The sequence below is a fragment of the Diaphorobacter sp. MNS-0 genome (assembly GCF_019602835.1).
GTDB classification, from domain to species: Bacteria; Pseudomonadota; Gammaproteobacteria; order Burkholderiales; family Burkholderiaceae_C; genus Diaphorobacter; species Diaphorobacter nitroreducens.
Genome location: NZ_CP080761.1, coordinates 151,154 through 172,809, shown reverse-complemented (window position 1 = coordinate 172,809; position 21,656 = coordinate 151,154). Strand labels below are relative to the sequence as shown.

Sequence of the window (21,656 nt, the reverse complement as noted above, 5' to 3'; positions counted from 1 at the left end):
AAGCCGGGGTTCAGGTGTCCTTAGCAGGCCGTTGAAAAATCCCCCGCCGACGCCCGCGTTGGCCGCTACGATCTGAAGCCATCGGTGAACGACCCAGACGAGGACGATGAGAGGCAGTCAAGATTTCCAGGGGGCGATGTTCAGCTACATCAGCCTTGAAGAGCGCGTGCCGCAGGCACACCCGCTGCGCAAGTTGCGCGCGGTGGTTGATGCGCTGCTGGCAACCATGAACCGCGAGTTCGAAGCGGTGTACGCCCGCCGTGGCCGCCCATCGGTGCCACCGGAGATGCTGCTCAAGGCCTTGCTGCTGCAGATCCTGTTCTCCATCCGCAGCGAGCGCCAGTTGGTCGAAGCGATCAACTACAACCTGCTGTACCGCTGGTTCGTGGGCCTGAACATCGAAGACAAGGTCTGGGACCACTCCACTTTCAGCGCCAACCGCGAACGTCTGTTCAACGAAGACCTCGCCCGCGCCTTCTTCGAGCGCGTCAAGCTCAGTGCCCAGTGGGGCAAGCTCGCCAGCGACGAGCACTTCAGCGTGGACGGCACGCTCATTGACGCCTGGGCCTCGCACAAGAGCTTCAAGCGCAAAGACGACGACAGCGGCACGCCGCCTGGGCGCAACCCCGAGGTGGACTTCAAGGGGCAGGAGCGCTGCAACGACACCCACGAGAGCACCACGGACGCCGATGCCCGGCTGTTCAAGAAGAGCCAGGGCGACAAATCCCGCCTGTGCCACATGGGGCACATCCTCATGGAGAACCGCAACGGGCTGATCGTGGATGTCGAGATCACCCACGCCAGCGGCACGGCCGAGCGCGAGGCGGCGCTGGCCATGTTGGAGCGTCGGGGCAACAGGAACAAACGGGCCACGGTCGGTGCCGACAAGGGCTACGACAGCAAGGCCTTCATCAAAGGCTGCAGAAAGCTCAAAGTCACGCCCCACGTGGCGGCCAAGGACAAACACTCGGCGGTGGATGCGCGAGTGACACGGCACGAGGGCTACAAGACCAGCCTGAAGGTGCGCAAGCGCATCGAAGAGGCCTTTGGCTGGATCAAGACCGTCGGTGGTCTGGCAAAGACCAAGCTGATCGGTCAGGCCAAGCTCACGGGCCAGGCGCTGCTGTGCTTTGCCACCTACAACCTTGTGCGAATGGGCAGCATCGGCGGCTGGTGGGACGCGCATCATGCGTGAGCCCAGGGATACGTGCGCCCGAAATGGGCGGGAGGGCCTGCAAACCGGCCAGATGGGCCGTTGCAATCGCTGCGCAGACGCGTCTGGGCAGCTCGTGTCTTCGCACTCAGCGTCCCTGATGCGTTCGAAAAGCACTTTTTCAACGGCCTGTTAGGGCCTGGCCAACAACGCGCACGCTGGCGCGCGCCTTGCACCGCAGCCGTGCAAGGCGCCAGGTCACGCAGTCACGCACGGCGGTCTGCGGCAGCGCAGATCCACCGCTCAGTGCAAGGGCCGCGCGTCAGACGCGCTCGAACACCGCGGCGATGCCCTGGCCGCCGCCGATGCACATGGTCTCCAGGCCGTAGCGGCCTTGGCGGCGCTGCAGCTCGTGCAGCAGCGTGGCCAGGATGCGCACGCCCGTGGCGCCGATGGGGTGGCCCAGCGAGATGCCCGAGCCGTTGACGTTGAGCTTGTGGGCGATGGCGTCCTGGTCCTGCCATTCCCAGCCCTTGAGCACGGCCAGCACCTGGCAGGCAAAGGCCTCGTTGAGCTCCACCAAGTCCATGTCGTCGATCGTGAGGTTCAGCCGCGCGAGCAGCTTCTTCACGGCCGGCACCGGGCCGATGCCCATGTGCGAGGGCTCGCAGCCCGCGGCCGCCCAGCCCACCAGCGTGGCCATGGGCGTGAGGCCCAGCTCGGCCAGCTTGTCCTCGGCCACGATCAGGCAGGCGGCCGAGGCATCGTTTTGCTGGCTGGCGTTGCCGGCGGTCACGGTGCCGTTCGGCATCAGCACGCGCAGCTTGGCCAGGCTCTCGGGCGTGACGTCGGCGCGAAAGCCCTCATCGCGGGCAAACGTGACCGGCTCGCCCTTGCGCTGCGGCACCTGCACGGGAACGATTTCGTCGGCAAAGCGGCCCGCCTCCCAGGCGGCCGCCGCGCGCTGGTGGCTGCGCAGCGCGAAGGCGTCGGCCTCCTCACGGGTGATGCCATAGTCGCGCGCCAGGTTCTCCGCCGTCTCGATCATTCCGCTGATCTTGCCGAAGCGCTCCACCGGCTGCGAGCGCTCGCGCCCGCGGTCCAGGCGGTCGTAGAAGCGCACGTTGCCCGAGCGCGCGCCCCAGCGCATGTCGGTGCTGTAGTACTCGATGTTGCTCATGCTCTCCACGCCGCCGGCGATCACCACGTCGGCGGCGCCGCTCTGCACCATCATCGACGCGGTGACGATGGCCTGCAGGCCGCCGCCGCAGCGCCGGTCCAGCTGCATGCCCGGCACCGACACCGGCAGGCCCGCCTGCAGCGCGGCCCAGCGGCCCACGCAGGGCACCTCGCTGTTGGCGTACGACTGGGCCATGACCACGTCATCGATGCGTGCGGGGTCGATGCCACTTCTCTCAACCACGGCACGCACCGTGGTGGCGGCCAGCTCCTCGACGGGCACGGGCCGCAGGCTGCCGCCAAAGGTGCCGACGGGGGTGCGGACGGGGGTGACGATGGCGGCTCTGCGCATGGTGTTGCTCCTTGAAATATGAATGAAAATGGCCGCTAGCGCTTATCTGACATGCGCTAATAGCTATCAAATTTGAAATACCGCGCCACAGCGGCGCAGCGTGTCGTGGGCCTGGCGCTCCAGGTCGGCGCGGTGTTCGGGGGCGGCAATGTCGATCAGCCGGCGCACGCGGCGCGACAGCGTCTGCCCCCGCAGGTCGGCCACGCCATGCTCGGTGACGATCAGGCCCGCGTCGCTGCGCGGCGTGCTCACCGGGCCCGAGAGCTGCGCCACGATGCGCGTCTTGCCCTTGGCGGTGGCGGGCAGCGCCACGATGGGCAGGCCGCCTTTGCTGCGGGCCGCGCCGCGCAGGAAGTCCACCGCGCCGCCCACGGCGCCCACGTAGCAGCCGGCAGCCACCTCGGCGTTGATCTGGCCGGTGAGGTCCACCTCGATGGCCGCGTTGATGGCGGTGAGCTTGTGGCTGGCGGCCAGCACCGCGGGGTCGTGCGTGTAGTCGGTGCCGCGCAGCTCGATCTGTGGGTTGCGGTGCGCCCAGCGGCGCAGGCGCTCGCCGCCCATGAGGATGCCGCCAATGCCCACGCCGGTGTCCAGGCTCTTCCTGGCGTTGGTGAGCACGCCGGCTTCGGCCAGAGCGGCAATGCCGTCGCCCACTGCACCGCTGTGCAGGCCCAGGTCGCGGTGGCCGTGCAGCGCGGCCAGCACGGCCTCGGGCAGGTTGCCGATGCCCAGCTGCAGCGTGGCGCCGTCCTCCACCCACCCCGTCACATGGCGCGCAATGGCCTGCTCCACCGGGCCGGGCGCGCTGCGGCTCTGGTTCAGCGGCGGGTGCTCGGCGTCGATGAGCAGCGCGAAGTCGCTGGCCTGCAGGTGCAGGCCGCCGTGCGTCCAGGGCACGTCGGGGTGCACCTCGGCGATCACCACACGCGCGCGCTCGATGGCGGCGGGCAGGTATTCCTGCACCAGCCCCAGGCTGTAGCGGCCCTGCGCATCGGGCGGCGACACCTGCAGCAGCACCACGTCGGCCGGCAGCACCCCCGCGCGGATCAGGCCCGGCAGATGGGAATAGTGGCTGGGCAGGATGTCCAGCACGCCGGCCTGGGCCAGGGCGCGGTGCGGCCCGCCCGCGGCATAGCCGAAGAAACCGATGGCGTCGGCCTGCCCGGGCTGCAGCGTGTCCGACGCGCCGATGCCCACGAACACGCGCAGCCGCCCGCCCTGCGCCAGCGCGTGGCGCTGCTGCACCACGGCCCGCGTGAGCGTCAGCGGCTCGGCCGTGGCCTGGCCCCACCACAGGGTGTCGCCAGGGCGGATCAGTGCCTGCAAGCGTTCGGCCAATGCGCCCATATCAGTGCTCCAGGGCGCAGCGCGCCCCCCGCAAGCCATGAAACTGGCGCGCCGGCACCGGTCCGATGGCCGCAGAGCAGGCCATGCCAGCGGACGCCGTGGAGCGGGCTTTGCCCGGCCACTGGCGTCGTCCCCCTGGGGGGATGGCGCCGAAGGCGACACAGGGGGGAGTCATTTCCTGTCCCAGTCGAAGCGCAGCGGCTGCTTGTCCTTGAAGCGTCGCACCGCGTCCTGGTGGTAGTCGGAGCCACGGCACACAGATTGCGCATAGGACTCCAGCTCGGCGATGGTGCGCGCGTCGCTTTCAAAGGACTGGTTCATGATGGTCTTGGCCATGCCGATGGCAGCGGTGGAGGCCTCGCCAAACCGCTGCGCCAGCGCCAACGCGGCCTCGGTCAACGCGGTGTCGTCGTCCACGATGTCAAACACCATGCCCAGTTGCTTGGCTTCCTCGGCATCGACGGTGCGCGCGGTGAAGACCAGCTCCTTGGCCTTTTGCTGGCCCACGATGCGCGGCAGCAGGTGCATCGCGCCCAGGTCGGGGATCAGGCCGATGCGGCCGAACACCGCGCAGAACTTGGCGCGGCGCGTGGCCAGCACGAAGTCGGCTGCCAGCGCCAGGCTCAGGCCCGCGCCGAAGGCCGGGCCGTCCACCGCGGCGATCACGGGCTTTTCCAGGTTCACGAGTTCGGGGAACCACTGGTGCAGCTCGCGCATGCCCTTGCGAAAGGCCAGGCCGGTGCGGCTGGTGTCCAGCATGGCCGAGATGTCGCCGCCCGAGCAGAACGCGCCGCCCGCGCCGGTGAGGATGACCGCGTGCACCTGCGCGTCATCGCGCATCTGCGCGATGGCGGCGGCCAGGGCTGGGCGCATGGCCTGGTTGAGCGCGTTGCGTGCCTCGGGGCGGTTCAGGGTGATGGTGCCGATGCCGTCCTGCACGGCGGTCAACACGGGGGGTGCGCTCATGGCGTGCTCCAGGGTTTTTGATTCAGAACGAGCTCCAGCGCTTACCTATGAAGCGCCGGCAGCTCACTTTTTGATAGCTCACGCCAGTTCGGCGAAGCCGTGGCTCAGCACCACCTTGTCGCGTTCGAGCACACGGGCGCGCAGCTGCACCTGCGTCGGTTGGCCGGGCACGCGCCAGATCTCGGTCACCAACGTCTCCCCTGGGTACACGGGGGCGGCAAAGCGGATGTCCAGCGCCTTGAGGCGCGCGGGATCGCCGCCGCAGCACCGGCGCAACACCGCATGCGCCACCAGGCCGTAACTGGCCAGCCCGTGCAGGATGGGGCGCTCGAAGCCGGCCTTGGCGGCCACGGCCGGGTCGGCGTGCAGCGGGTTGTAGTCGCCCATCAGGCGGTAGAGCAGCGCCGCCTCGGGGCGGGTGGGCTGGGTGTCGGTGAAGTCGGGCGCGCGGTCCTGCGGCGTGGGCTGCAGCGCGGGCAGCGGTGCGTCGCTGGGCTGGCCGTCGCCCTGCTGGCTGTAGCCGCCGTCGCCGCGCAGAAAGGTCACCTGCTGCACGGTGGCCAGCAGCTCGCCGGCGGCGGTTTCCAGGCGCCGCTCCGTCACCATGATGGCGCCCTTGCCCTCGCCCTTGTCGGTCAGGTGCGTGATGCGGTTGTGGCCCACGACCTCGCAGCTCGCGGGTAGCGGGCGGTGCAGGCGCATGCGCTGCTCGCCGTGCAGGAGCTTGACCCAGTCGATGCCCGTGTCCGGCTCGCGCGCCCAGAAGCCCGGGTAGCCCAGCACCACGGCCTGCGACGGCAGGGCGCGCAGGCCGCCTTCCAGCCCCTCGTAGACGAAGGGCAGCGCGCTGGCGTTCAGCGGATCGTTGCCCAGCCCGAGGCTGAGCGCATAAAGCATGGTGTCGCGCTCGGTGTACGTCTGGCGGATCACGCCAAAATCGCGCGCCTTCAGGTGGTGATAGTCAATGGCCATCTCAGTTGTCCATAAGGTTGTGTATTGCCAGCGCGCCATACAACTGGCGCGTCCCCAGGCCAGCGGCCACCGCGCAAGGGCCTGGGCTGGCCGCGCCGCCCCGCCGCGCTGATGGCGTCCCCTTTCCCGTAGCGCGCAGAGAGAAGGGGGAAGGCGCGCAGCGCCTCAGGGGGTTGTCTCTGTCACACAGGATCCCAGGAGAACACGTCGCCCGAGCGCTCCATGGGCACGAACGAGGCCTTGAGCGCGGGCATGCCGTGCTCAGCGATGAACTCGGGCGTCCAGCCTTCGCTGCGGTGCACCGAGCGCAGGGGGCGCGGCTGGCTCATCAGGAAGATTTCGTTGTTGCGCACGGCGAAGACCTGGGCGTTCACGTCCTGGGCCTGGTCCGACAGCAGGTACACGGCCAGCGGGGCGATCTTGTTGGGCGTCATCTGCTGGATCTTGGCCACGCGCGCCTGCTGCTCGGGCGTGTCGGTGGGGATCGAGCCGATCATGCGGCTCCACGCGAAGGGCGCGATGCAGTTGGAGCGCACATGGAACTTCTGCATGTCCAGCGCGATGGACTTGGACAGCGCCACCAGCCCCAGCTTGGCCGCGCTGTAGTTGGCCTGGCCGAAGTTGCCGATCAGGCCCGAGGTGGAGGTCATGTGCACGAAGGCGCCGCTCTCCTGCTCCTTGAAATGGTTGGCGGCCGCGCGGCTCATGTAGTAACTGCCGTACAGGTGCACCTTCAGCACGGCGTCCCACTCGTCCAGGCTCATCTTGTGGAAGAACCGGTCGCGCAGGATGCCCGCGTTGTTGACCACGCCGTCGATACGGCCGAAGTGGTCCAGCGCGCACTGGATGATGCGGCCCGCCGCGGCGGCCTCGGCCACGCTGTCCATGTTGGCCACGGCCTGGCCGCCAGCGGCCTTGATCTCCTCGACCACCTTCTGCGCGGGGCCGGCGTCGGTGCCTTCGCCCGTGGTGGAGGTGCCGATGTCGTTCACCACCACCTTGGCCCCGGCGGCGGCCAGCGCCAGCGCCATGTCGCGCCCGATGCCGCCGCCAGCCCCCGTCACCACCACCACCTTGTCCTGCACCATCTTCTGCGCCATGTCTGTCGTCCTTTGTTTGCGATAGGAAATCAATGGCTGCGAGCATGACGGCAAAGGGCCGCCCGCGCTATTCGGCAATCGCAAGGGCGGGCTTCGGCCCCATGAAAGCGGCGCGAGGACCCCGGGGGCTTCATGGGCGCCGAAGAGGCGCTTTCACAAACGCGGATTGCGCGGGTGTCGGCCAGACCGCACGATGGCGACCATGACCGAACCCACCATCGACACCGCCCAGCTCGCGCACCTGCAGACCTGGCAGGGCCAAAGCGAAACCCTGAGCGACACCCTCACGGCCACGCCCATCGCGGCGTTGTCGGCCACGCTGGACCGCGACGACCCCGCGCCCGCCCCTGGCACCACCGTGCCGCCGCTGTGGCACTGGCTGTACTTCCTGCCGCATGCGCGCCAAAGCGAGATCGGCCCCGACGGGCACCCCAAGCGCGGGGGGTTTCTGCCGCCCGTGCCGCTGCCGCGCCGCATGTGGGCGGGCGGGCGCCTGCGCTGGGAAATGCAGGGGGATGGTGCCAACCCGCTGCAGGTGGGCCAGCAGGTGCAGCGCACCTCCACCATCCAGTCCGTCAAGCACAAGGCGGGGCGCTCGGGTGAGCTGCTCTTCGTGCTGGTGGAGCACCAGTACCGCAACGCGCAGGGCCTGGCGCTCACCGAGGAGCACGACATCGTCTACCGCAGCGCCGCCCAGCCCGGCGACCCGGCGCCCACGCCGCAAAAGCCGCCGCTGGAGGGCCAGGCCGCCTGGTCGCGCACCATCGTGCCCGACGACGTGCTGCTGTTTCGCTACTCCGCGCTCACCTTCAACGGCCACCGCATCCATTACGACCGCAAGTACGTGACCGAGGTCGAGGGCTACCCCGGCCTGATCGTGCACGGCCCGCTGATCGCCACGCTGCTGCTGGACCTGCTGCGCCGCAGCCTGCCCGGCGCGCAGGTGCTCACGTTCGACTTCCGCGCCGTGCGACCGACGTTCGACCTGCACCCGTTCAGCGTGCACGGCAAGCCCTCCAGCGACGGCAAGACCGTGGAGCTGTGGGCCCAGGACCACGAGGGCTGGCTGACCATGCAGGGGACCGCCACGCTGGCCTGAACACTACTAAATTCATAGCTACTAGCGCTTGCTGCATCAGCGCTAAAGAGCAAAAACACTTGAAATCCACCATGATCCACCAGCCCGACCAGTACCAGGAAATCCGCGACGCCGTGCGCGCTCTGTGTGCCCAGTACCCTGACGAATACTTCCGCAAGGTCGATGAGGCCCGCGCCTACCCCGAGGCCTTTGTCGATGCCCTGACCCAGGCCGGCTGGATGGCCGCGCTGATTCCGCAGGAGTACGGCGGCTCGGGCCTGACCATGGCCGAGGCCTCGGTCATCATGGAAGAGATCAACCGCAGCGGCGGCAACTCCGGCGCCTGCCACGGCCAGATGTACGTGATGAACGCCATCGTGCGCAGCGGCAGCGAAGCGCAAAAGCAGAAATACCTGCCCATGATTGCCTCGGGCGAGCTGCGCATCCAGTCCATGGGCGTGACCGAGCCCACCACGGGCAGCGACACCACCAAGCTCAAGACCAGCGCCGTCAGGAAAGACGGCCGCTGGGTCATCAACGGCCAGAAGGTCTGGATCTCGCGCATCCAGCACAGCGATTTGATGATTTTGCTGGCGCGCACCACGCCCGCCGACCAGGTGAAAAAGCGCTCCGACGGCCTGTCGTGCTTCCTGATCGACCTGCACCAGGCGATTGGCAACGGCCTCACCGTGCGCCCCATCCTGAACATGGTCAACCACGAGACCAACGAACTGTTCTTCGACAACCTCGAGATCCCCGAGGACGCGCTGCTGGGCGAAGAAGGCAAGGGCTTCAAGACCCTGCTGGACGGCCTGAACGCCGAGCGCACGCTGATCGCCGCCGAGTGCATTGGCGATGGCTACTGGTTCATCGACCGGGCCAGCAAATACGCCAAGGAGCGCGTGGTGTTCAACCGCCCCATCGGCCAGAACCAGGGCGTGCAGTTCCCGATTGCCGATGCCTTCATCGAGCTGGAAGCCGCCAACCTGATGCGCTGGAAGGCCTGCGAGAAGATTGACGCCCACCAGAACGCGGGCGCCGAGGCCAACATGGCCAAGTACCTGGCGGCCAAGGCCAGCTGGGAAGCGGCCAACGTCTGCCTGCAGACCCACGGCGGCTTTGGCTTCGCGTGCGAGTACGACATCGAGCGCAAATTCCGCGAGACGCGCCTGTACCAGGTGGCGCCGATTTCGACCAACATGATCTACAGCTACGTGGCCGAGCACATCCTGGGCTTGCCCCGTTCGTTCTGACGTGCGACACCCCCCTGTGGCGCTTCGCGCCTTCCCCCCGCTCTCGCAGCGCTACGCGCTGCGGGCAGGGGGACGACGCCCTCGCTGCGGGGCGGCGCGGCCGGCCCAGGCCCTTGCTCGGCGTCCGCTGGTGTGGGTCGCGCCAGTTTCGAACGTCGCGGGCAGCGCCACCGCTCGATAGAAGTCCTGAGATATGAATCCAAACATCCGCCCCCTTGACGGCATCACCGTCGTCTCGCTGGAACACGCGGTGGCCGCGCCGTTCTGCACGCGGCAGCTGGCCGACCTGGGCGCGCGCGTCATCAAGGTGGAGCGGCCCGGCAGCGGCGACTTCGCGCGCGGCTACGACCAGCGCGTGAAGGGCCAGTCGTCGCACTTCACCTGGATCAACCGCAGCAAGGAGAGCCTGGCGCTCGATGTGAAACAGCCGCAGGCCAAGGCCGCGCTGCTGCAACTGCTCAAGACCGCCGACGTGCTGGTGCAGAACCTCGCGCCCGGCGCCGCCGCGCGCATGGGTCTGTCGTACGAAGCCCTGAAGGCGCACAACCCCAAGCTCATCGTGTGCGACATCAGCGGCTACGGCGCCGATGGTCCCTACCGCGACAAGAAGGCCTACGACCTGTTGATCCAGAGCGAGGCGGGGTTCCTGTCCGTCACGGGCACGCCCGAGACGCCATCCAAGTCCGGCATCTCGGTGGCCGACATTGCCGCGGGCATGTATGCCTACACCAACATCCTGTCGGCCCTGCTGCTGCGCGGCAGGACGGGCGAGGGCAGCCACATCGACGTGTCCATGCTCGAAGCCATGGGCGAGTGGATGGGCTATCCGATGTACTACGCCTTCGACGGCGCACCGCCGCCGCCGCGCACCGGCGCATCGCACGCCAGCATCTACCCCTATGGCCCGTTCGTGGCGGGCGATGGCAAGACGGTGATGCTGGGCCTGCAGAACGAGCGCGAATGGAAGGCCTTTTGCGACGCCGTGCTGCAGCGCCCCGAAGTGGCCACGGACGCGCGCTTCTGTTCCAACGGCCAGCGCAACGCCCACCGCGACGCGCTGCAGGCGCTGATCCTGCAAGAGTTCTCCACGCTCAGCGCCGCCCAGGTCGTCGAGCGGCTGGACCAGGCGGGCATCGCCAACGCCCGCGTGAACGACATGGCCGACCTGTGGGCGCACCCGCAGCTGGCCGCACGCCAGCGCTGGAGCGAAGTGGATTCCCCCGTGGGCCGCATCCCGGCGCTGCTGCCGCCCGGCGTGAACAGCGCGTTCGATTACCGCATGGATGCCGTGCCCGCCGTGGGCCAGCACAACGCCGCCATCCTGGCCGAGCTGGGCTGGAGCGCCGAGCAGATCGACGCCCTGCAGGCACCGCAACCTCTTTGACGCAAAAACCATAGCTGCTAGCGCTTGATACGCCTGCCCGGGAGCCCGAAATGAAGCAAGAAACCCAAGTCACCATCCATCCCCTGGCCCAGTTTGCCGCCACGCTGCAGTGGAGCGACGTGCCCGCACCCGTGCAGCGCCGCACCGAAGACCTGTGGGTGGACTGGTTCGGCTCCGTGCTGGCCGGCTGCCGCGCCCGGCCCGTGGCCAGCATCACGCGCTTTGCCCTGTCGCAAGGCCCTGCCAGCGGCCCGGCCGAGGTGATCGGCCACGGCGCCACCAGCAGCCCCATGATGGCCGCGCTGGCCAATGCCGCAGCCAGCCATGTGGCCGAGCAGGACGATGTGCACAACGGCTCGGTGTTCCACCCGGCGGCCGTGGTCTTTCCGCCCGCGCTGGCCGTAGCGCAAAGCATCGGCGCCAGCGGCGCGCAGCTCATGGCGGCCTGCGTGGCGGGCTATGAGGTCGGCATCCGCGTGGGCGAATTCTTGGGCCGCAGCCATTACAAGGTGTTCCACACCACGGCCACGGCCGGCACGCTGGCGGCAGCCGCTGCCGTGGGGCGCCTGCTGAATCTCACGCCCGCGCAGATGCAGCATGCGTTTGGCTCGGCCGGCACGCAGTCGGCGGGGCTGTGGGAATTTTTGCGCACCGCGGCCGACAGCAAGCAGCTGCACACGGCCCACGCCGCCGCGGCCGGCCTGATGGCCGCCTACCTGGCCCAGGACGGCTTCACCGGCGCGCAGGACATCTTCACCGGGCCGCAGGGCCTGGCCGCGGGCATGTCCAGCGATGCCAACCCGGCCAAGCTCACCGAGGGCCTGGGCACCCGCTGGGCCACGGCCGAGACATCGTTCAAGTGGCATGCCTCGTGCCGCCATACGCACCCCGCGGCCGACGCGCTGCAGCAGGTGATGCGCGAGCACGGCCTGGCGCCCGCCGACATCGCACAGGTGACCTGCCATGTGCACCAGGGTGCCATCGACGTGCTGGGGCCGGTGGTCTCGCCCACCACGGTGCACCAGAGCAAGTTCTCCATGGGCACGGTGCTGGCATTGGCCGCACGCTTTGGCCATGCGGGTTTGACCGAATTCGACGAGCAGTTCCTGGCCCCGGACACTGTGACCTTGCGCGAGAAGGTGCGCATGGTGCTGGACCCCGAGGTGGACGCCGCTTACCCGCAGCGCTGGATCGGCAAAGTCACCGTGCAGACGACCGACGGCCGCACGCTGGCCGGGCGCGTGGAAGAGCCCAAGGGCGACCCCGGCAACACCCTCTCGCGCGAGGAACTCACGGCCAAGGCCCTGCGCCTGGCCGCCTACGGCGGCGCGGTGTCCGACGCGCAGGCCCGGGCGGCCGTGCAGCGCCTGTGGCAAGTACAGGAGTGGCCGCGCACGCAGCATCTGCTGGGCTGACCAGTGGTCCCGCCTGCGCCGCGGCCCATGATCCCCCCAGGGGCGCAGAAGACGCCCCTTTCACCACCACCGACAAGGAGACACACGCATGACCGCACGCTTCACCCCGATTTCCCGACGCACCCCCTTCGGCGCCATCGCCGCGGCCTGCGCGGCGGTGGCCTTGGGCGGCCCTGCCGCCGCCAACACCTGGCCTGAAAAGAGCGTCACCCTGGTCGTGCCCTACAGCGCCGGCGGCCCCACCGACGTGGTGGCGCGCCTGCTGGCCGTGCCCATGGGCCAGTCGCTGGGCCAGACGGTGGTGGTGGAGAACACCGTGGGCGCGGGCGGCACGCTGGCTCCCGCGCGCATCGTGCGCTCCAAGCCCGACGGCTACACCATCCTGATCCATCACATGGGCATGGCCACGGCCCCGGCGCTGTACAAGAAGCTGCCCTATGACCCGCTCAAGGACTTCGAGTACATCGGGCAGGTGCTGGATGTGCCCATGACGCTGCTGTCGCGCAAGGACTTCCCGGCCAGCACCTTCCCCGAGCTGCTGGACTACATCAAGCAGAACCAGGACAAGGTGTCGCTGGCCAACGCGGGCGTGGGTGCCGTGTCGCAGCTGTGCGGCATGCTGTTCATGCACCAGGTGGGCGTGAAGCTGACCACCGTGCCCTACAAGGGCGCCGGCCCGGCCATGAACGACCTGATGGGCGGCCAGGTGGACCTGCTGTGCGACCAGACCACGCAGACCGCCCCGGTGATCCAGGATGGCAAGCGCGCCAAGGTGTTCGGCGTGACCACGCCGCAGCGCCTGGCATCCATGCCCAGCATTCCCACGCTGGACGAGCAGGGCCTCAAGGGCTTCGACGTGAAGGTGTGGCACGGCATGTACGCCCCCAAGGGCACGCCCAAGGACGTGATCGAGAAGCTCAACAAGGCATTGAACGTGGCGATCAAGGACGAGAACGTGAAAAAGCGCATCGCCGAGTTGAGCTCTGACCTGGTCTCGCCCGACAAGGCCACGCCCGAAGGCCTGCGCAAGCACCTGGCGGCCGAGGTGGCGCGCTGGGACAAGGTCATCAAGGCCGCCGGCGTGAGCGCCGAGTAATCTCGCCCGTTTTGCCCCGGCTGGCACGCTGCCGGCCAGGGCGCTTGCACCACAAGGCACCCCATGATCGACCGGCTGGACCACCTCGTGCTCACCACCGCCCATGAGGCGCAGTGCGTGCACTTCTACAGCACCGTGCTGGGCATGGCGCTGCAGACCTTTGGCGAAGGCCGCAAGGCCTTTGTGTTCAACGGGCAGAAGATCAACCTGCACATCCAGGGCCGCGAGTTCGAGCCCAAGGCCCAGCACCCCCTGCCGGGCGCGCTGGACCTGTGCTTCATTGCGTCCATCCCGCTGGCGCAGGTGCAGCAGCGCCTGGCCGAGCACGGCATTGCCATCGAGTGCGGCCCGGTGCAGCGCACCGGCGCGCGCGGCCCCATCCTCTCGGTCTACGTGCGCGACCCGGACCACAACCTGATCGAAATCTCGGAATACGCCTGACCCGCGCTGTTCCCGCCTCCCTGCTTCCCATGACCGACTCCGTGCGCCACGCCTGCTCCTTCCTCTTCGTTCCCGCCACCCAGCCCGAGCGGCTGCCCAAGGCCCTGGCCAGCGGCGCCGACCTGGTGATTGCCGACTGGGAGGACGCCGTGGCCCCCGCAGACAAGGAACGCGCCCGCACCGCCCTGGCCGATGCGCTGACCGCCCTGCCGGCCCCGCAGCGCGCACGGCTGCTGGTGCGCATCAACAGCGAGGCAACCCCCTGGTTTGCGGCCGATCTGCAGGCGTTGGCACAACTCACCGCCCAGGGCTTGGTCGGCGCCGTGGTGCCCAAGGCCGAGCGCGCGCAGACCCTGCAGGCCGTGGCCCGGGCCGCCGGGCCGCAGGCTGCGCTGGTGCCGCTGGTGGAAAGCGTGGCGGGCCTGGCGGCCGCCGACGCGCTGGCTGCCGCGCCCCAGGTAGCGCGGCTGGCCTTCGGGCATCTCGACTTCCAGGTGGACGCAGGCATGGCCTGCGCCGAAGACGAGCAGGAGTTGCTGCCCGTGCGCATGGCCCTGGTGCTGGCCTCGCGCCGCGCGGGGCTGGCCGCGCCCATCGACGGCGTGACGGTGGACACGCGCAATCCCGAGCGCATGGGCCGCGATGCCGAGCGCGCGCGGCGCATGGGCTTTGGCGGCAAGCTGTGCATCCACCCGGCGCAGGTGCCAGTGCTGCATGCCGCGTTCGACCCCGATGAGGCTGCCGTGGCCTACGCGCAGCGCGTGCGGCAGGCGCTGGAGCAGGCGGGTGGCGGCGTGTGCGTGCTCGACGGCCGCATGGTCGATGCACCGGTCCTGGCGCAGGCCGAGCAGACCTTGCTGCGCCACGCGCGGGCGCTGCAGCGCCTGGCGAGGGTCTGAAGGCCCGCTCCGGTTTCGTGCCTGCAGCTCTGCCGCGCGCCGGCACAATCACCGGCGTGCCCCTACCGTCATTCTTCCCTCGATGAGACTCTCCCGTACACAACCGCTGTGGGTCATGCTGCTCACGCTGCTGTCGGGCTTTGCGCTGAGCCAGGCTTACCGCACCACCACCGCCATCGTGGCCCAGGGCCTGCAGGCAGATTTCGGCCTGCAGGCTTCCTCGTTGGGGGCGTTTGCCGGACTGTTTGGTTTGTCGTTCGGCATTGCGCAACTGCTGATGGGCATCGCACTGGACCGCTACGGCCTGCGCCGCACGGTGCTGGTGGCTGCGCCCCTGGGCATCGCTGGCGCGGCCCTGTCTGCGCTGGCGCCCAGCTATGGCTGGCTGATGGTCGGTCAGGTGCTGATCGGGGTGGGCTATTCACCCGCCTTCGTGGCCTGCACGCTGTTCATTGCGCGCTATTTCGCGGCCGACCGGTTTGCCTTTTTCTCGGGCCTGAGCATGGGCCTGGGCGGGCTGGGGTTGCTGTTCACCGGCACGCCGCTGGCCTGGGTGGTGCAGCACTGGGGCTGGCGTGCCGGCTTTGGCCTGCTGGCAGGCCTGAGCCTGCTGTCGTGGCTGTTGATTTATGCGCTGGTGCATGAACCGGCACGTGCCGATACCGCACACCGTCCAGCCAGCAGCTGGGGGGAAGCGCTGACGGGCATGGGACGGCTCTTTACCGTGCCACACACCTGGGGCATCGTGATCCTCGGCATGTCGTGCTATGCGGCCTTTTTGTCGCTGCGCGGCCTGTGGCTGGGGCCTCTGCTGATCGACCGCTACGGTTTTTCGCTGGTGGACAGTGGCAACGTGGCGCTGGTGTTGTCGCTGATTGCGCTGTTCACCCCCGCCGCTTTCGGCCGCATGGACCCGGGCCCCGCCCGGCGCCGCACCTGGGTGGGCCGCGCTTCGCTGTCGATGGCCGGCCTGTTCGCCATCATGGCCTGGGTCAACAACGCCCAGGCCATGGTGGCGCTGATGATCGCGATGGGACTGCTGTCAGGCTACAGCATCTTGCAATATGCCGACGTGCGCTCGTCCTACCCCAACGAACAGACGGGACGCGCCCTGTCTCTCTACACCATGGCCATGTTTCTGGGGGTGGCGCTGATGCAATCGCTGACCGGCGCCGTGGCCGCCTGGGCCACCAGCGCCGGGCTGGAGCCCTACCGCGCGGTGTTGCTGTGCATCGCCGCCTGGCTGGCGCTGGCTTCGCTGGCCTTCAGGCTGCTGCCAGCGTCCGCGCTGCTCCAGCAACGGTAACCAGGGCCGCGCGGGAGACTGCCCCGCGCAACGTGCTCAGCGCTGGCGCCACACGGCCCGCGCGCCGGACTGGCCCAGTCCTTCCATGACCGACTGCGTATGCGCGCCGGGCGCGCAGGCCTCGCCCGGCTCGTAGGCTGCACCATCAAAGCGGGGCGCGGGTGCCGCCTGTAGCACCCCCTGGCGTTCGGAATACACACCCCGCGCACGCATGTGCGGGTGCTGCGCCGCCTCGACGGGGCTGAGCACGACGCCAAAACAGGCGTCGGTGGGCTCCAGCAGCGCCTGCCAGTGCGCACGCGGCTGCGCCAGGAACAGCGCGGCCAGCCGCGCGCGCCGCACCGGCCAGGCGGCCTTGTCCCATTGCGACCCGGTGAAATCGGGGTCCTCGGCCAGCCCCAGCACCTGCAGCAGCAGGGTGTAGAACTGCGGCTCGATAGCGCCCACGGTGACGTAATGGCCATCGGCGCAGACATAGGTGTCGTAGAAGGGCGCGCTGTCGTGGATGCTCTGGCCGCGCACATCGGCCACCAGGCCGCTCTGGCGCGCACTCAGCATCAGGTTCAGCATATGGGCCGAGCCGTCCACGATGGCTGCGTCCACCACCGTGCCGCGGCCCGTGGCGCGCGCCTGCACGATGCCCGACAGCAGCCCCGTCATCAGGTACATGGCACCGCCGCCGATGTCGCCGAGCACGGCGAAAGGCGAGACGGGCCGCGCGCCCGCCGGACTGCAGCCCCACAGCGCGCCGCTGACGGCGGCATAGTTCGTGTCGTGCCCCGCACGCGGTGCCAACGGTCCGCTCTGGCCCCAGCCCGTCATGCGCCCGTACACCAGGCGCGGGTTGACCGCCAGGCACTCCTCGGGGCCAAGACCCAGGCGCTCCATCACGCCAGGGCGCATGCCCTCGATGAGGGCATCGGCTTCGGCCACCAGGGCCAGCACCAGCTGGCGACCCTCCTCGGTCTTGAGGTCGGCAAACACCGAGCGCTTGCCGCGATTGAGCAAGGCGCCGGTGGTCTCGCGGCCCTTCGTTTCACGGACTATCGAGATCACGTCTGCACCCAAATCGGCCAGGTGCATCGCACAAAACGGCCCCGGCCCCAGGCCGCCAATCTCCAGTACGCGCACGCTGTCCAGAACCTTCACGATGTCTCCTTGGTAGATGTTGTATGGGTGGCGGGCGCGGGTATCAGGTGAGGCCGGAGGCCCCGAGCACGCTCTCCACCGAGCGCACCAGCGTGCGCAGGCGCGGGCCCAGGTCTGTCTCCAGCCGGGCGTACATGGGGCTGAACACCGGCACCGAGGCGGCGAACACCCAGAGTTCCCCGTCCTGCGGCTGCGACATGGGCACGGCGATGGATTCGATCTCGCGGTGCAGGTCGCCGTGGCTGCGGCAGAAGCCGTGGCGCGCGAAGTCGTCGCGCGCGTCCGTCAGGCGCTGCTCCAGCCACGCGGCGCGCTGCGGGTCGTTGCGCTGCAGGTCCTGCAGGTAGGCCTTGCGCTCATCCTCGGCCATGCCCAGCAGGTAGGCGCGGCCCGTGGCCGTGCGCGACAGCGAGATGGGCACGCCGATTTCCTGGCGGAACACGGTGTTTCCCATGCCGTTGGCCAGCTCCACCATGCACAACCGGCGCTTGTGGCCCACGGCCAGCTGCACCTGCCCCTCGGTCAGGTCGGCCAGCGCCTGCATGTGCGGCCGGGCGAACTGGCGCAGGGCCATGCGCGTGAGCACGGGCGAGGACAACTGCAGCAGGCCCAGGCCCGGCACGTACTTGGACAGCCGCTCCGAATAGCGCAGCAGGCCCAGCTCGCACAGCGTGTCCGTCAGGCGAAACAGCGTGGGCTTGGGCAGGCCGGTCAGGTCCATCAGCTCCTTGGCGCTGAGTTCCTGGCACTTGCTGGAGAAGCACCGCAATATGGAAACGCCACGCACCAGGGCGCTGACCAGTTTGCCGTCCGGATCTGCGTTCACGTTCACATTGACCTCAAAAAGCTTGAGATTTTCACCTGTTTCAAAGTCAGGTCTGCGGCCACTGGAAGGGCATGGGCCTTTTCTCCAGAAAGCAGCGCACCGCCTCGCGGTGCTCGGGCGTGCCCATGGCCAGGGCCTGGGCGTTGGCCTCCTGCTCCAGCAGCGAGGGCAGGTCGCTCGCGGCCAGCGCGAGCGATCGCTTGATCAGGCTCAGCGCCACGGGCGACGCGCCCACAAAGCTGCGCGCAATGGCCTGGGCGCGGGCCTGTAGCGCATCGGGCTCGACCAGCTCGGTGGCAATGCCCAGTTGCAGCGCCTCCTGCGCCGTCACCTCGCGGCCCGACAGCATCAGCTCGCGCGCGCGCTGCACGCCCACCACGCGCGGCAGGGTGTAGAACGCCGCGCAGTCCGGCACCACGCCCACGCGGATGAACGACATGGCAAAGCGCGCGCGGGTGCTGGCAATGATGAAGTCTGCCGCCAGCGCCAGGCTGAAGCCCGCGCCATAGGCCGCGCCATCGACGGCGGCGATCACCGGCTTGTCCAGCAGCATCAAATCTTTGAGCCAGTCGTGCAGGCTGGTCAGGCGCCGGCGCCAGCCGCCGTTGTCCAGCCCGCTGGCGGCGATGTTGCCCAGGTCGCCGCCCGAGCAGAAATGCGTGCCCGCGCCCGTCAGCACCAGCGCGCGGATGGCCGGGTCGGCCTGCACCTGGCGCACCACCTCGGCCATTTCCACGCGCATGGCGGGGTCGAAGGCGTTGCGCTTGGCGGGGTTGTCCAGCACCAGCATGGCCACGCCGTCCTGCACGTCGAAGGCGATGCGCTCAAAAGATTGGCTCATGCCGCGCTCCGGGGCACGTAGGACGCACGCATGTCGCGCCCGCCGCGCAGCGACGAGCCGCCGTCCACGGGGATGACGGCGCCCGTCACATAGCCCGCCTGCGGCGACGACAAAAACAGCGCCATGTGGGCAATGTCTTCCAGCGTGCCCATGCGCTGCAGCGGCACGCTGGCCACGGCATTGGCCAGCGCCTCGGGCGTGGGCGCCAGGCGGCGCATGCCCTCGGTGTCGCCGATCGGGCCGGGCGCAATCGCGTTCACGCGCACACCCACCTCGCCCCATTCCATGGCCAGCACGCGCGTCATCATGTCGATGCCGGCCTTGGCCGCGCAGGCATGCACCTGGTACATGGTGGGGTTGACGCCCTGCGGTGCCGAGATGTTGATGACGCTGGCGCCGGGCTTTTTCAGCAGCGGATAGGCCAGCCGCAGCACGTGGAAGGTGCCGTTCAGGTCGATGTCCACCACGGTCTTGAAACCGTTGGGCGACAGGTCGGCCGCGGGCGCGATGAAGTTGCCCGCTGCGCCGGAGATCAACACGTCGATCTCGCCAAACTGCGCGTGCGACCGGCGCAGCGCGGCCTCCACCGCCGCCGGGTCGCGCACGTCGGCGCTGATGCCCAGCGCCTGCGCGCCCAGCGCGCCCAGCGCGCGCAGCGTGTCTGCCGCCTGCTGCACCTTGTCGGGCGAGCGGCTCATCACCGTCACGTTGGCGCCAGCGCGCGCGAATGCCTGGGCAATGCCCAGGTTGATGCCGCTGGTGCCGCCGGCCACGAAGACGTGGCGGCCAGCGAAGGAGGAGGACTCAGCCATGGCGCTCTCCTTTCAGTCCAGCTGCAGCTTCTGGCTGCGGATCAGCGCGCCCCAGTCCTGCCGGTCGCGCTCCACCATCTGCGAGAACTGCTCGGGCGGCATGCCGCCGGGGCGGCCGCCCAGCTCGCGGTAGCGTTGGACCACGGCCGGGTCCTGCAGCACGGCGATGAGGTTGTCGGTGAGCTTCTTGACGACGGCCGGCGGCGTCTTGGCGGGCACGAAGAAGCCCATCCAGCCCACCTTGTCGAAGTCCTTCATGCCCAGCTCGGTCATGGTAGGCACGTCGGGCAGCTCGGGCTCGCGCGTGGCGCCGGTCACGGCCAGCGCACGCAGCTTGCCATCCTTCACATGGCCCAGCGACCCCGTGAGGTTGTCGAACATGAACTGGGTCTCGCCGGCCACGATGGCCATGGTGGCGGGTGCCGAGCCCTTGTAGGGCACATGCACCACGTCCACCCCCGCACTCTGGCGCAGCAGCTCGCCCATCAGGTGCGTGGTCTGGCCCACGCCCGCGGACGAGAAAGCCAGCTTGCCCGGCTCGCGCTTGGCCGTGGAGACAAGCTCCTTCAGGCTCTTGATGGGCGACTTCACCGGCACGACCAGCACGTTGGCGAACGAGATCATGTCGGTCAGCGCCACGAAGTCCTCGGCCTTGTAGGGGAGCTTCTGGTAGGCGGTGTAGTTGATGGCGTTCGAGCCGGTGTTGCCCACCAGCACGGTGTAGCCGTCCGGCTGCGCGCGCGCTACGAGGCTGCTGCCCAGCGAGCCGCCCGCGCCGGGCTTGTTGTCCACCACGATGGGCTGGCCCAGCCGCTCGCTGAGCTTTTGCGCCATGAAGCGCACGGGCGTGTCGGTGGTGCCGCCGGCCGCGCCGGGCACGACGAAGGTGATGGGGCGTGTGGGCCAGGCGGCGTCGGCCCGTGCGGGGTGCGACGCCGTCAGGGCGGCCAGGCCCAGCAGGGCGGTGGCGCCCGCGAGGCGCAGCGCGTGGCGGCGGGGAGGGAATGGCATGGTGGTGTCTCCTGGGGTCCTTGCGGCACTGTGGCCACTTTTGCTATGAATTAAATAGCTATTAACGCTGGATGGACGGGCGTCAACGCCTCTTTTTCCATCAAACGCCCTTCCAGACCGGCGCGCGCTTCTCGGCAAAGGCCGCAGCGCCCTCGCGCGCGTCCTGCGAGGCGAATACCGGCGCGGTGATGGCGGCCTGGCGCTCGAACATCTCGGCCTGCGACCAGTCGGCCGACTCCTGCGCCACGCGCTTGCTGGCGATCAGGGCCAGCGGGCCGTTGGCGGCCACGGCCTGGGCCAACTCCAGGGCGGCGTCCAGCGCTTGGCCGGTCTCGACCAGGCGGTTGACCAGGCCATGGGCCTGCGCGCGCTCGGCGCTGAACATCTCGCCCGTGAGGATGGCTTCCATCGCCACGTGGTAAGGCAGGCGCCTGGGCAGGCGCAGCAGCCCGCCGGCCGCGGCGGCCAGGCCGCGCTTGACCTCGGGAAGGCCGAATTGGGCCGTCTTGGCGGCGACGATCAGGTCGCAGGCCAGCACGGTCTCAAAGCCGCCGGCCAGGGCATAGCCCTCCACCGCCGCAATCAGCGGCTTGCGCGGGGGCTGCTGCGTGAGGCCCAGGAAGCCCCGCCCCGGCAGGCTGGGGCGCTTGCCCTGCAGAAAGCCCTTCAGGTCCATGCCGGCGCAGAACGTGCCGCCCGCGCCGGTGATGACGCCCACCTGCAGCGCGGGGTTGCGGTCCAACTCGTCCAGCGCCGCCGCCATGGCCTCGGCCATCTCCAGCGTGGCGGCGTTGCGCGCCTCGGGGTTGCTCAGCGTCATGACCAGCACGTTGCCGCGCACTTCGACCCATACCGTGAATGCCATAAAAAAAGTCCTTTCAGTTCTTCACCGCGTTGCCTGACCCGCGCCCCATGAAACTGGCGCCACCCATGCCATGGCAGCCGAGCAAGGGCCTATGCCGGCCGCGCCGCCCCGCAGCGAGGGCTGCGTCCCCCTTCCCGGAGCGCGAAGCGCGCAGAGAGAAGGGGCTGAGGGGCGCGGATCCAAGCCTGCCTGCGCAGGCTTGGACGTCCCC

General features: G+C 69.1%; 20 protein-coding genes. 9 read left to right on the top strand and 11 right to left on the bottom strand.

The features are described from left to right. Positions 1–106 precede the first annotated feature (106 nt). Positions 107–1,195 carry an IS5-like element ISDisp1 family transposase gene (locus K2L43_RS00740; RefSeq protein ID WP_011803559.1) on the top strand — a complete coding sequence of 363 codons (1,089 nt, stop codon included), beginning with the start codon at positions 107–109 and terminating at the stop codon, positions 1,193–1,195. Positions 1,196–1,475: 280 nt separating this feature from the next. On the opposite strand, the gene K2L43_RS00735 is transcribed toward K2L43_RS00740, so the two are convergent. The 5 genes from K2L43_RS00735 to K2L43_RS00715 form a co-directional block, all read right to left on the bottom strand. After that, the gene (locus K2L43_RS00735; protein WP_196994636.1) at positions 1,476–2,684 is read right to left on the bottom strand and encodes an acetyl-CoA C-acetyltransferase; all 1,209 of its coding nucleotides are present in this window, start codon (positions 2,682–2,684) and stop codon (positions 1,476–1,478) included. A gap of 66 nt (positions 2,685–2,750) precedes the next feature. Then, a complete protein-coding gene (locus K2L43_RS00730; RefSeq protein ID WP_220638298.1) occupies positions 2,751–4,031 on the bottom strand; it encodes an acetyl-CoA hydrolase/transferase family protein in 1,281 nt (426 codons plus the stop codon). A gap of 171 nt (positions 4,032–4,202) precedes the next feature. Continuing rightward, a complete protein-coding gene (locus K2L43_RS00725; protein ID WP_220638297.1) occupies positions 4,203–4,997 on the bottom strand; it encodes an enoyl-CoA hydratase/isomerase family protein in 795 nt (264 codons plus the stop codon). Positions 4,998–5,075: 78 nt separating this feature from the next. Next, entirely contained in the window at positions 5,076–5,969 is an 894-nt protein-coding gene (locus tag K2L43_RS00720; protein WP_220638296.1) for a MaoC/PaaZ C-terminal domain-containing protein, read from the bottom strand. A 182-nt stretch (positions 5,970–6,151) separates the two neighbouring features. After that, positions 6,152–7,069, bottom strand: coding sequence for an SDR family NAD(P)-dependent oxidoreductase (locus K2L43_RS00715; RefSeq protein WP_011803589.1), 918 nt, complete (start codon positions 7,067–7,069; stop codon positions 6,152–6,154). 193 nt (positions 7,070–7,262) lie between these two features. Between K2L43_RS00715 and K2L43_RS00710 the strand changes: the two genes are divergently transcribed. The 8 genes from K2L43_RS00710 to K2L43_RS00675 all read left to right on the top strand — a co-directional run bounded on the left by K2L43_RS00710 (position 7,263) and on the right by K2L43_RS00675 (position 15,941). Continuing rightward, positions 7,263–8,168, top strand: a complete 906-nt coding sequence (locus K2L43_RS00710; protein ID WP_088887931.1) for a MaoC family dehydratase N-terminal domain-containing protein — start codon at positions 7,263–7,265, stop codon at positions 8,166–8,168. A 71-nt stretch (positions 8,169–8,239) separates the two neighbouring features. Beyond that, entirely contained in the window at positions 8,240–9,400 is a 1,161-nt protein-coding gene (locus tag K2L43_RS00705; protein WP_172209116.1) for an acyl-CoA dehydrogenase family protein, read from the top strand. Between the two features lie 193 nt (positions 9,401–9,593). Next, the gene (locus K2L43_RS00700; protein WP_220638295.1) at positions 9,594–10,784 is read left to right on the top strand and encodes a CaiB/BaiF CoA-transferase family protein; all 1,191 of its coding nucleotides are present in this window, start codon (positions 9,594–9,596) and stop codon (positions 10,782–10,784) included. 50 nt (positions 10,785–10,834) lie between these two features. Next, entirely contained in the window at positions 10,835–12,199 is a 1,365-nt protein-coding gene (locus K2L43_RS00695) for an MmgE/PrpD family protein (RefSeq protein WP_220638294.1), read from the top strand. Positions 12,200–12,287: 88 nt separating this feature from the next. Continuing rightward, entirely contained in the window at positions 12,288–13,295 is a 1,008-nt protein-coding gene (locus K2L43_RS00690) for a tripartite tricarboxylate transporter substrate-binding protein (protein WP_220638293.1), read from the top strand. 63 nt (positions 13,296–13,358) lie between these two features. Further along, positions 13,359–13,736: a VOC family protein gene (locus tag K2L43_RS00685; protein ID WP_220638292.1), complete on the top strand. Its 378-nt coding sequence runs from the start codon at positions 13,359–13,361 to the stop codon at positions 13,734–13,736. Positions 13,737–13,765: 29 nt separating this feature from the next. Then, positions 13,766–14,635 (top strand): CoA ester lyase, encoded by an 870-nt coding sequence (locus K2L43_RS00680; protein WP_220638291.1) that lies wholly within the window; start codon positions 13,766–13,768, stop codon positions 14,633–14,635. Positions 14,636–14,717: 82 nt separating this feature from the next. After that, positions 14,718–15,941, top strand: coding sequence for an MFS transporter (locus K2L43_RS00675; RefSeq protein WP_220638290.1), 1,224 nt, complete (start codon positions 14,718–14,720; stop codon positions 15,939–15,941). Between the two features lie 36 nt (positions 15,942–15,977). On the opposite strand, the gene K2L43_RS00670 is transcribed toward K2L43_RS00675, so the two are convergent. From K2L43_RS00670 to K2L43_RS00645, 6 genes are all read right to left on the bottom strand, one after another. After that, positions 15,978–17,090 (bottom strand): CaiB/BaiF CoA-transferase family protein, encoded by a 1,113-nt coding sequence (locus K2L43_RS00670; RefSeq protein ID WP_220638289.1) that lies wholly within the window; start codon positions 17,088–17,090, stop codon positions 15,978–15,980. A 43-nt stretch (positions 17,091–17,133) separates the two neighbouring features. Further along, a complete protein-coding gene (locus K2L43_RS00665) occupies positions 17,134–17,916 on the bottom strand; it encodes an IclR family transcriptional regulator (protein WP_220638288.1) in 783 nt (260 codons plus the stop codon). Between the two features lie 46 nt (positions 17,917–17,962). Beyond that, positions 17,963–18,757 carry an enoyl-CoA hydratase/isomerase family protein gene (locus K2L43_RS00660; RefSeq protein WP_220638287.1) on the bottom strand — a complete coding sequence of 265 codons (795 nt, stop codon included), beginning with the start codon at positions 18,755–18,757 and terminating at the stop codon, positions 17,963–17,965. Then, positions 18,754–19,569, bottom strand: a complete 816-nt coding sequence (locus K2L43_RS00655; protein WP_220638286.1) for an SDR family oxidoreductase — start codon at positions 19,567–19,569, stop codon at positions 18,754–18,756. Before K2L43_RS00655 ends, K2L43_RS00660 begins: the two co-directional genes overlap by 4 nt. 12 nt (positions 19,570–19,581) lie before the next feature. Further along, positions 19,582–20,580 (bottom strand): tripartite tricarboxylate transporter substrate binding protein, encoded by a 999-nt coding sequence (locus K2L43_RS00650; RefSeq protein ID WP_220638285.1) that lies wholly within the window; start codon positions 20,578–20,580, stop codon positions 19,582–19,584. 100 nt (positions 20,581–20,680) lie between these two features. Continuing rightward, positions 20,681–21,445, bottom strand: a complete 765-nt coding sequence (locus K2L43_RS00645) for a crotonase/enoyl-CoA hydratase family protein (protein WP_220638284.1) — start codon at positions 21,443–21,445, stop codon at positions 20,681–20,683. Positions 21,446–21,656 lie beyond the last annotated feature (211 nt).

What these genes read in the sequence shown, in the direction of transcription:
- K2L43_RS00720 (WP_220638296.1), bottom strand. Translation starts at nt 5,969, where the DNA reads ATGGCCATTGACTATCACCACCTGAAGGCGCGCGATTTTGGCGTGATC.
- K2L43_RS00650 (WP_220638285.1), bottom strand. Translation starts at nt 20,580, where the DNA reads ATGCCATTCCCTCCCCGCCGCCACGCGCTGCGCCTCGCGGGCGCCACC.
- K2L43_RS00740 (WP_011803559.1), top strand. Translation starts at nt 107, where the DNA reads ATGAGAGGCAGTCAAGATTTCCAGGGGGCGATGTTCAGCTACATCAGC.
- K2L43_RS00685 (WP_220638292.1), top strand. Translation starts at nt 13,359, where the DNA reads ATGATCGACCGGCTGGACCACCTCGTGCTCACCACCGCCCATGAGGCG.
- K2L43_RS00695 (WP_220638294.1), top strand. Translation starts at nt 10,835, where the DNA reads ATGAAGCAAGAAACCCAAGTCACCATCCATCCCCTGGCCCAGTTTGCC.
- K2L43_RS00655 (WP_220638286.1), bottom strand. Translation starts at nt 19,569, where the DNA reads ATGGCTGAGTCCTCCTCCTTCGCTGGCCGCCACGTCTTCGTGGCCGGC.
- K2L43_RS00710 (WP_088887931.1), top strand. Translation starts at nt 7,263, where the DNA reads ATGGCGACCATGACCGAACCCACCATCGACACCGCCCAGCTCGCGCAC.
- K2L43_RS00660 (WP_220638287.1), bottom strand. Translation starts at nt 18,757, where the DNA reads ATGAGCCAATCTTTTGAGCGCATCGCCTTCGACGTGCAGGACGGCGTG.
- K2L43_RS00730 (WP_220638298.1), bottom strand. Translation starts at nt 4,031, where the DNA reads ATGGGCGCATTGGCCGAACGCTTGCAGGCACTGATCCGCCCTGGCGAC.
- K2L43_RS00725 (WP_220638297.1), bottom strand. Translation starts at nt 4,997, where the DNA reads ATGAGCGCACCCCCCGTGTTGACCGCCGTGCAGGACGGCATCGGCACC.
- K2L43_RS00675 (WP_220638290.1), top strand. Translation starts at nt 14,718, where the DNA reads ATGAGACTCTCCCGTACACAACCGCTGTGGGTCATGCTGCTCACGCTG.
- K2L43_RS00690 (WP_220638293.1), top strand. Translation starts at nt 12,288, where the DNA reads ATGACCGCACGCTTCACCCCGATTTCCCGACGCACCCCCTTCGGCGCC.
- K2L43_RS00700 (WP_220638295.1), top strand. Translation starts at nt 9,594, where the DNA reads ATGAATCCAAACATCCGCCCCCTTGACGGCATCACCGTCGTCTCGCTG.
- K2L43_RS00715 (WP_011803589.1), bottom strand. Translation starts at nt 7,069, where the DNA reads ATGGCGCAGAAGATGGTGCAGGACAAGGTGGTGGTGGTGACGGGGGCT.
- K2L43_RS00705 (WP_172209116.1), top strand. Translation starts at nt 8,240, where the DNA reads ATGATCCACCAGCCCGACCAGTACCAGGAAATCCGCGACGCCGTGCGC.
- K2L43_RS00645 (WP_220638284.1), bottom strand. Translation starts at nt 21,445, where the DNA reads ATGGCATTCACGGTATGGGTCGAAGTGCGCGGCAACGTGCTGGTCATG.
- K2L43_RS00680 (WP_220638291.1), top strand. Translation starts at nt 13,766, where the DNA reads ATGACCGACTCCGTGCGCCACGCCTGCTCCTTCCTCTTCGTTCCCGCC.
- K2L43_RS00735 (WP_196994636.1), bottom strand. Translation starts at nt 2,684, where the DNA reads ATGCGCAGAGCCGCCATCGTCACCCCCGTCCGCACCCCCGTCGGCACC.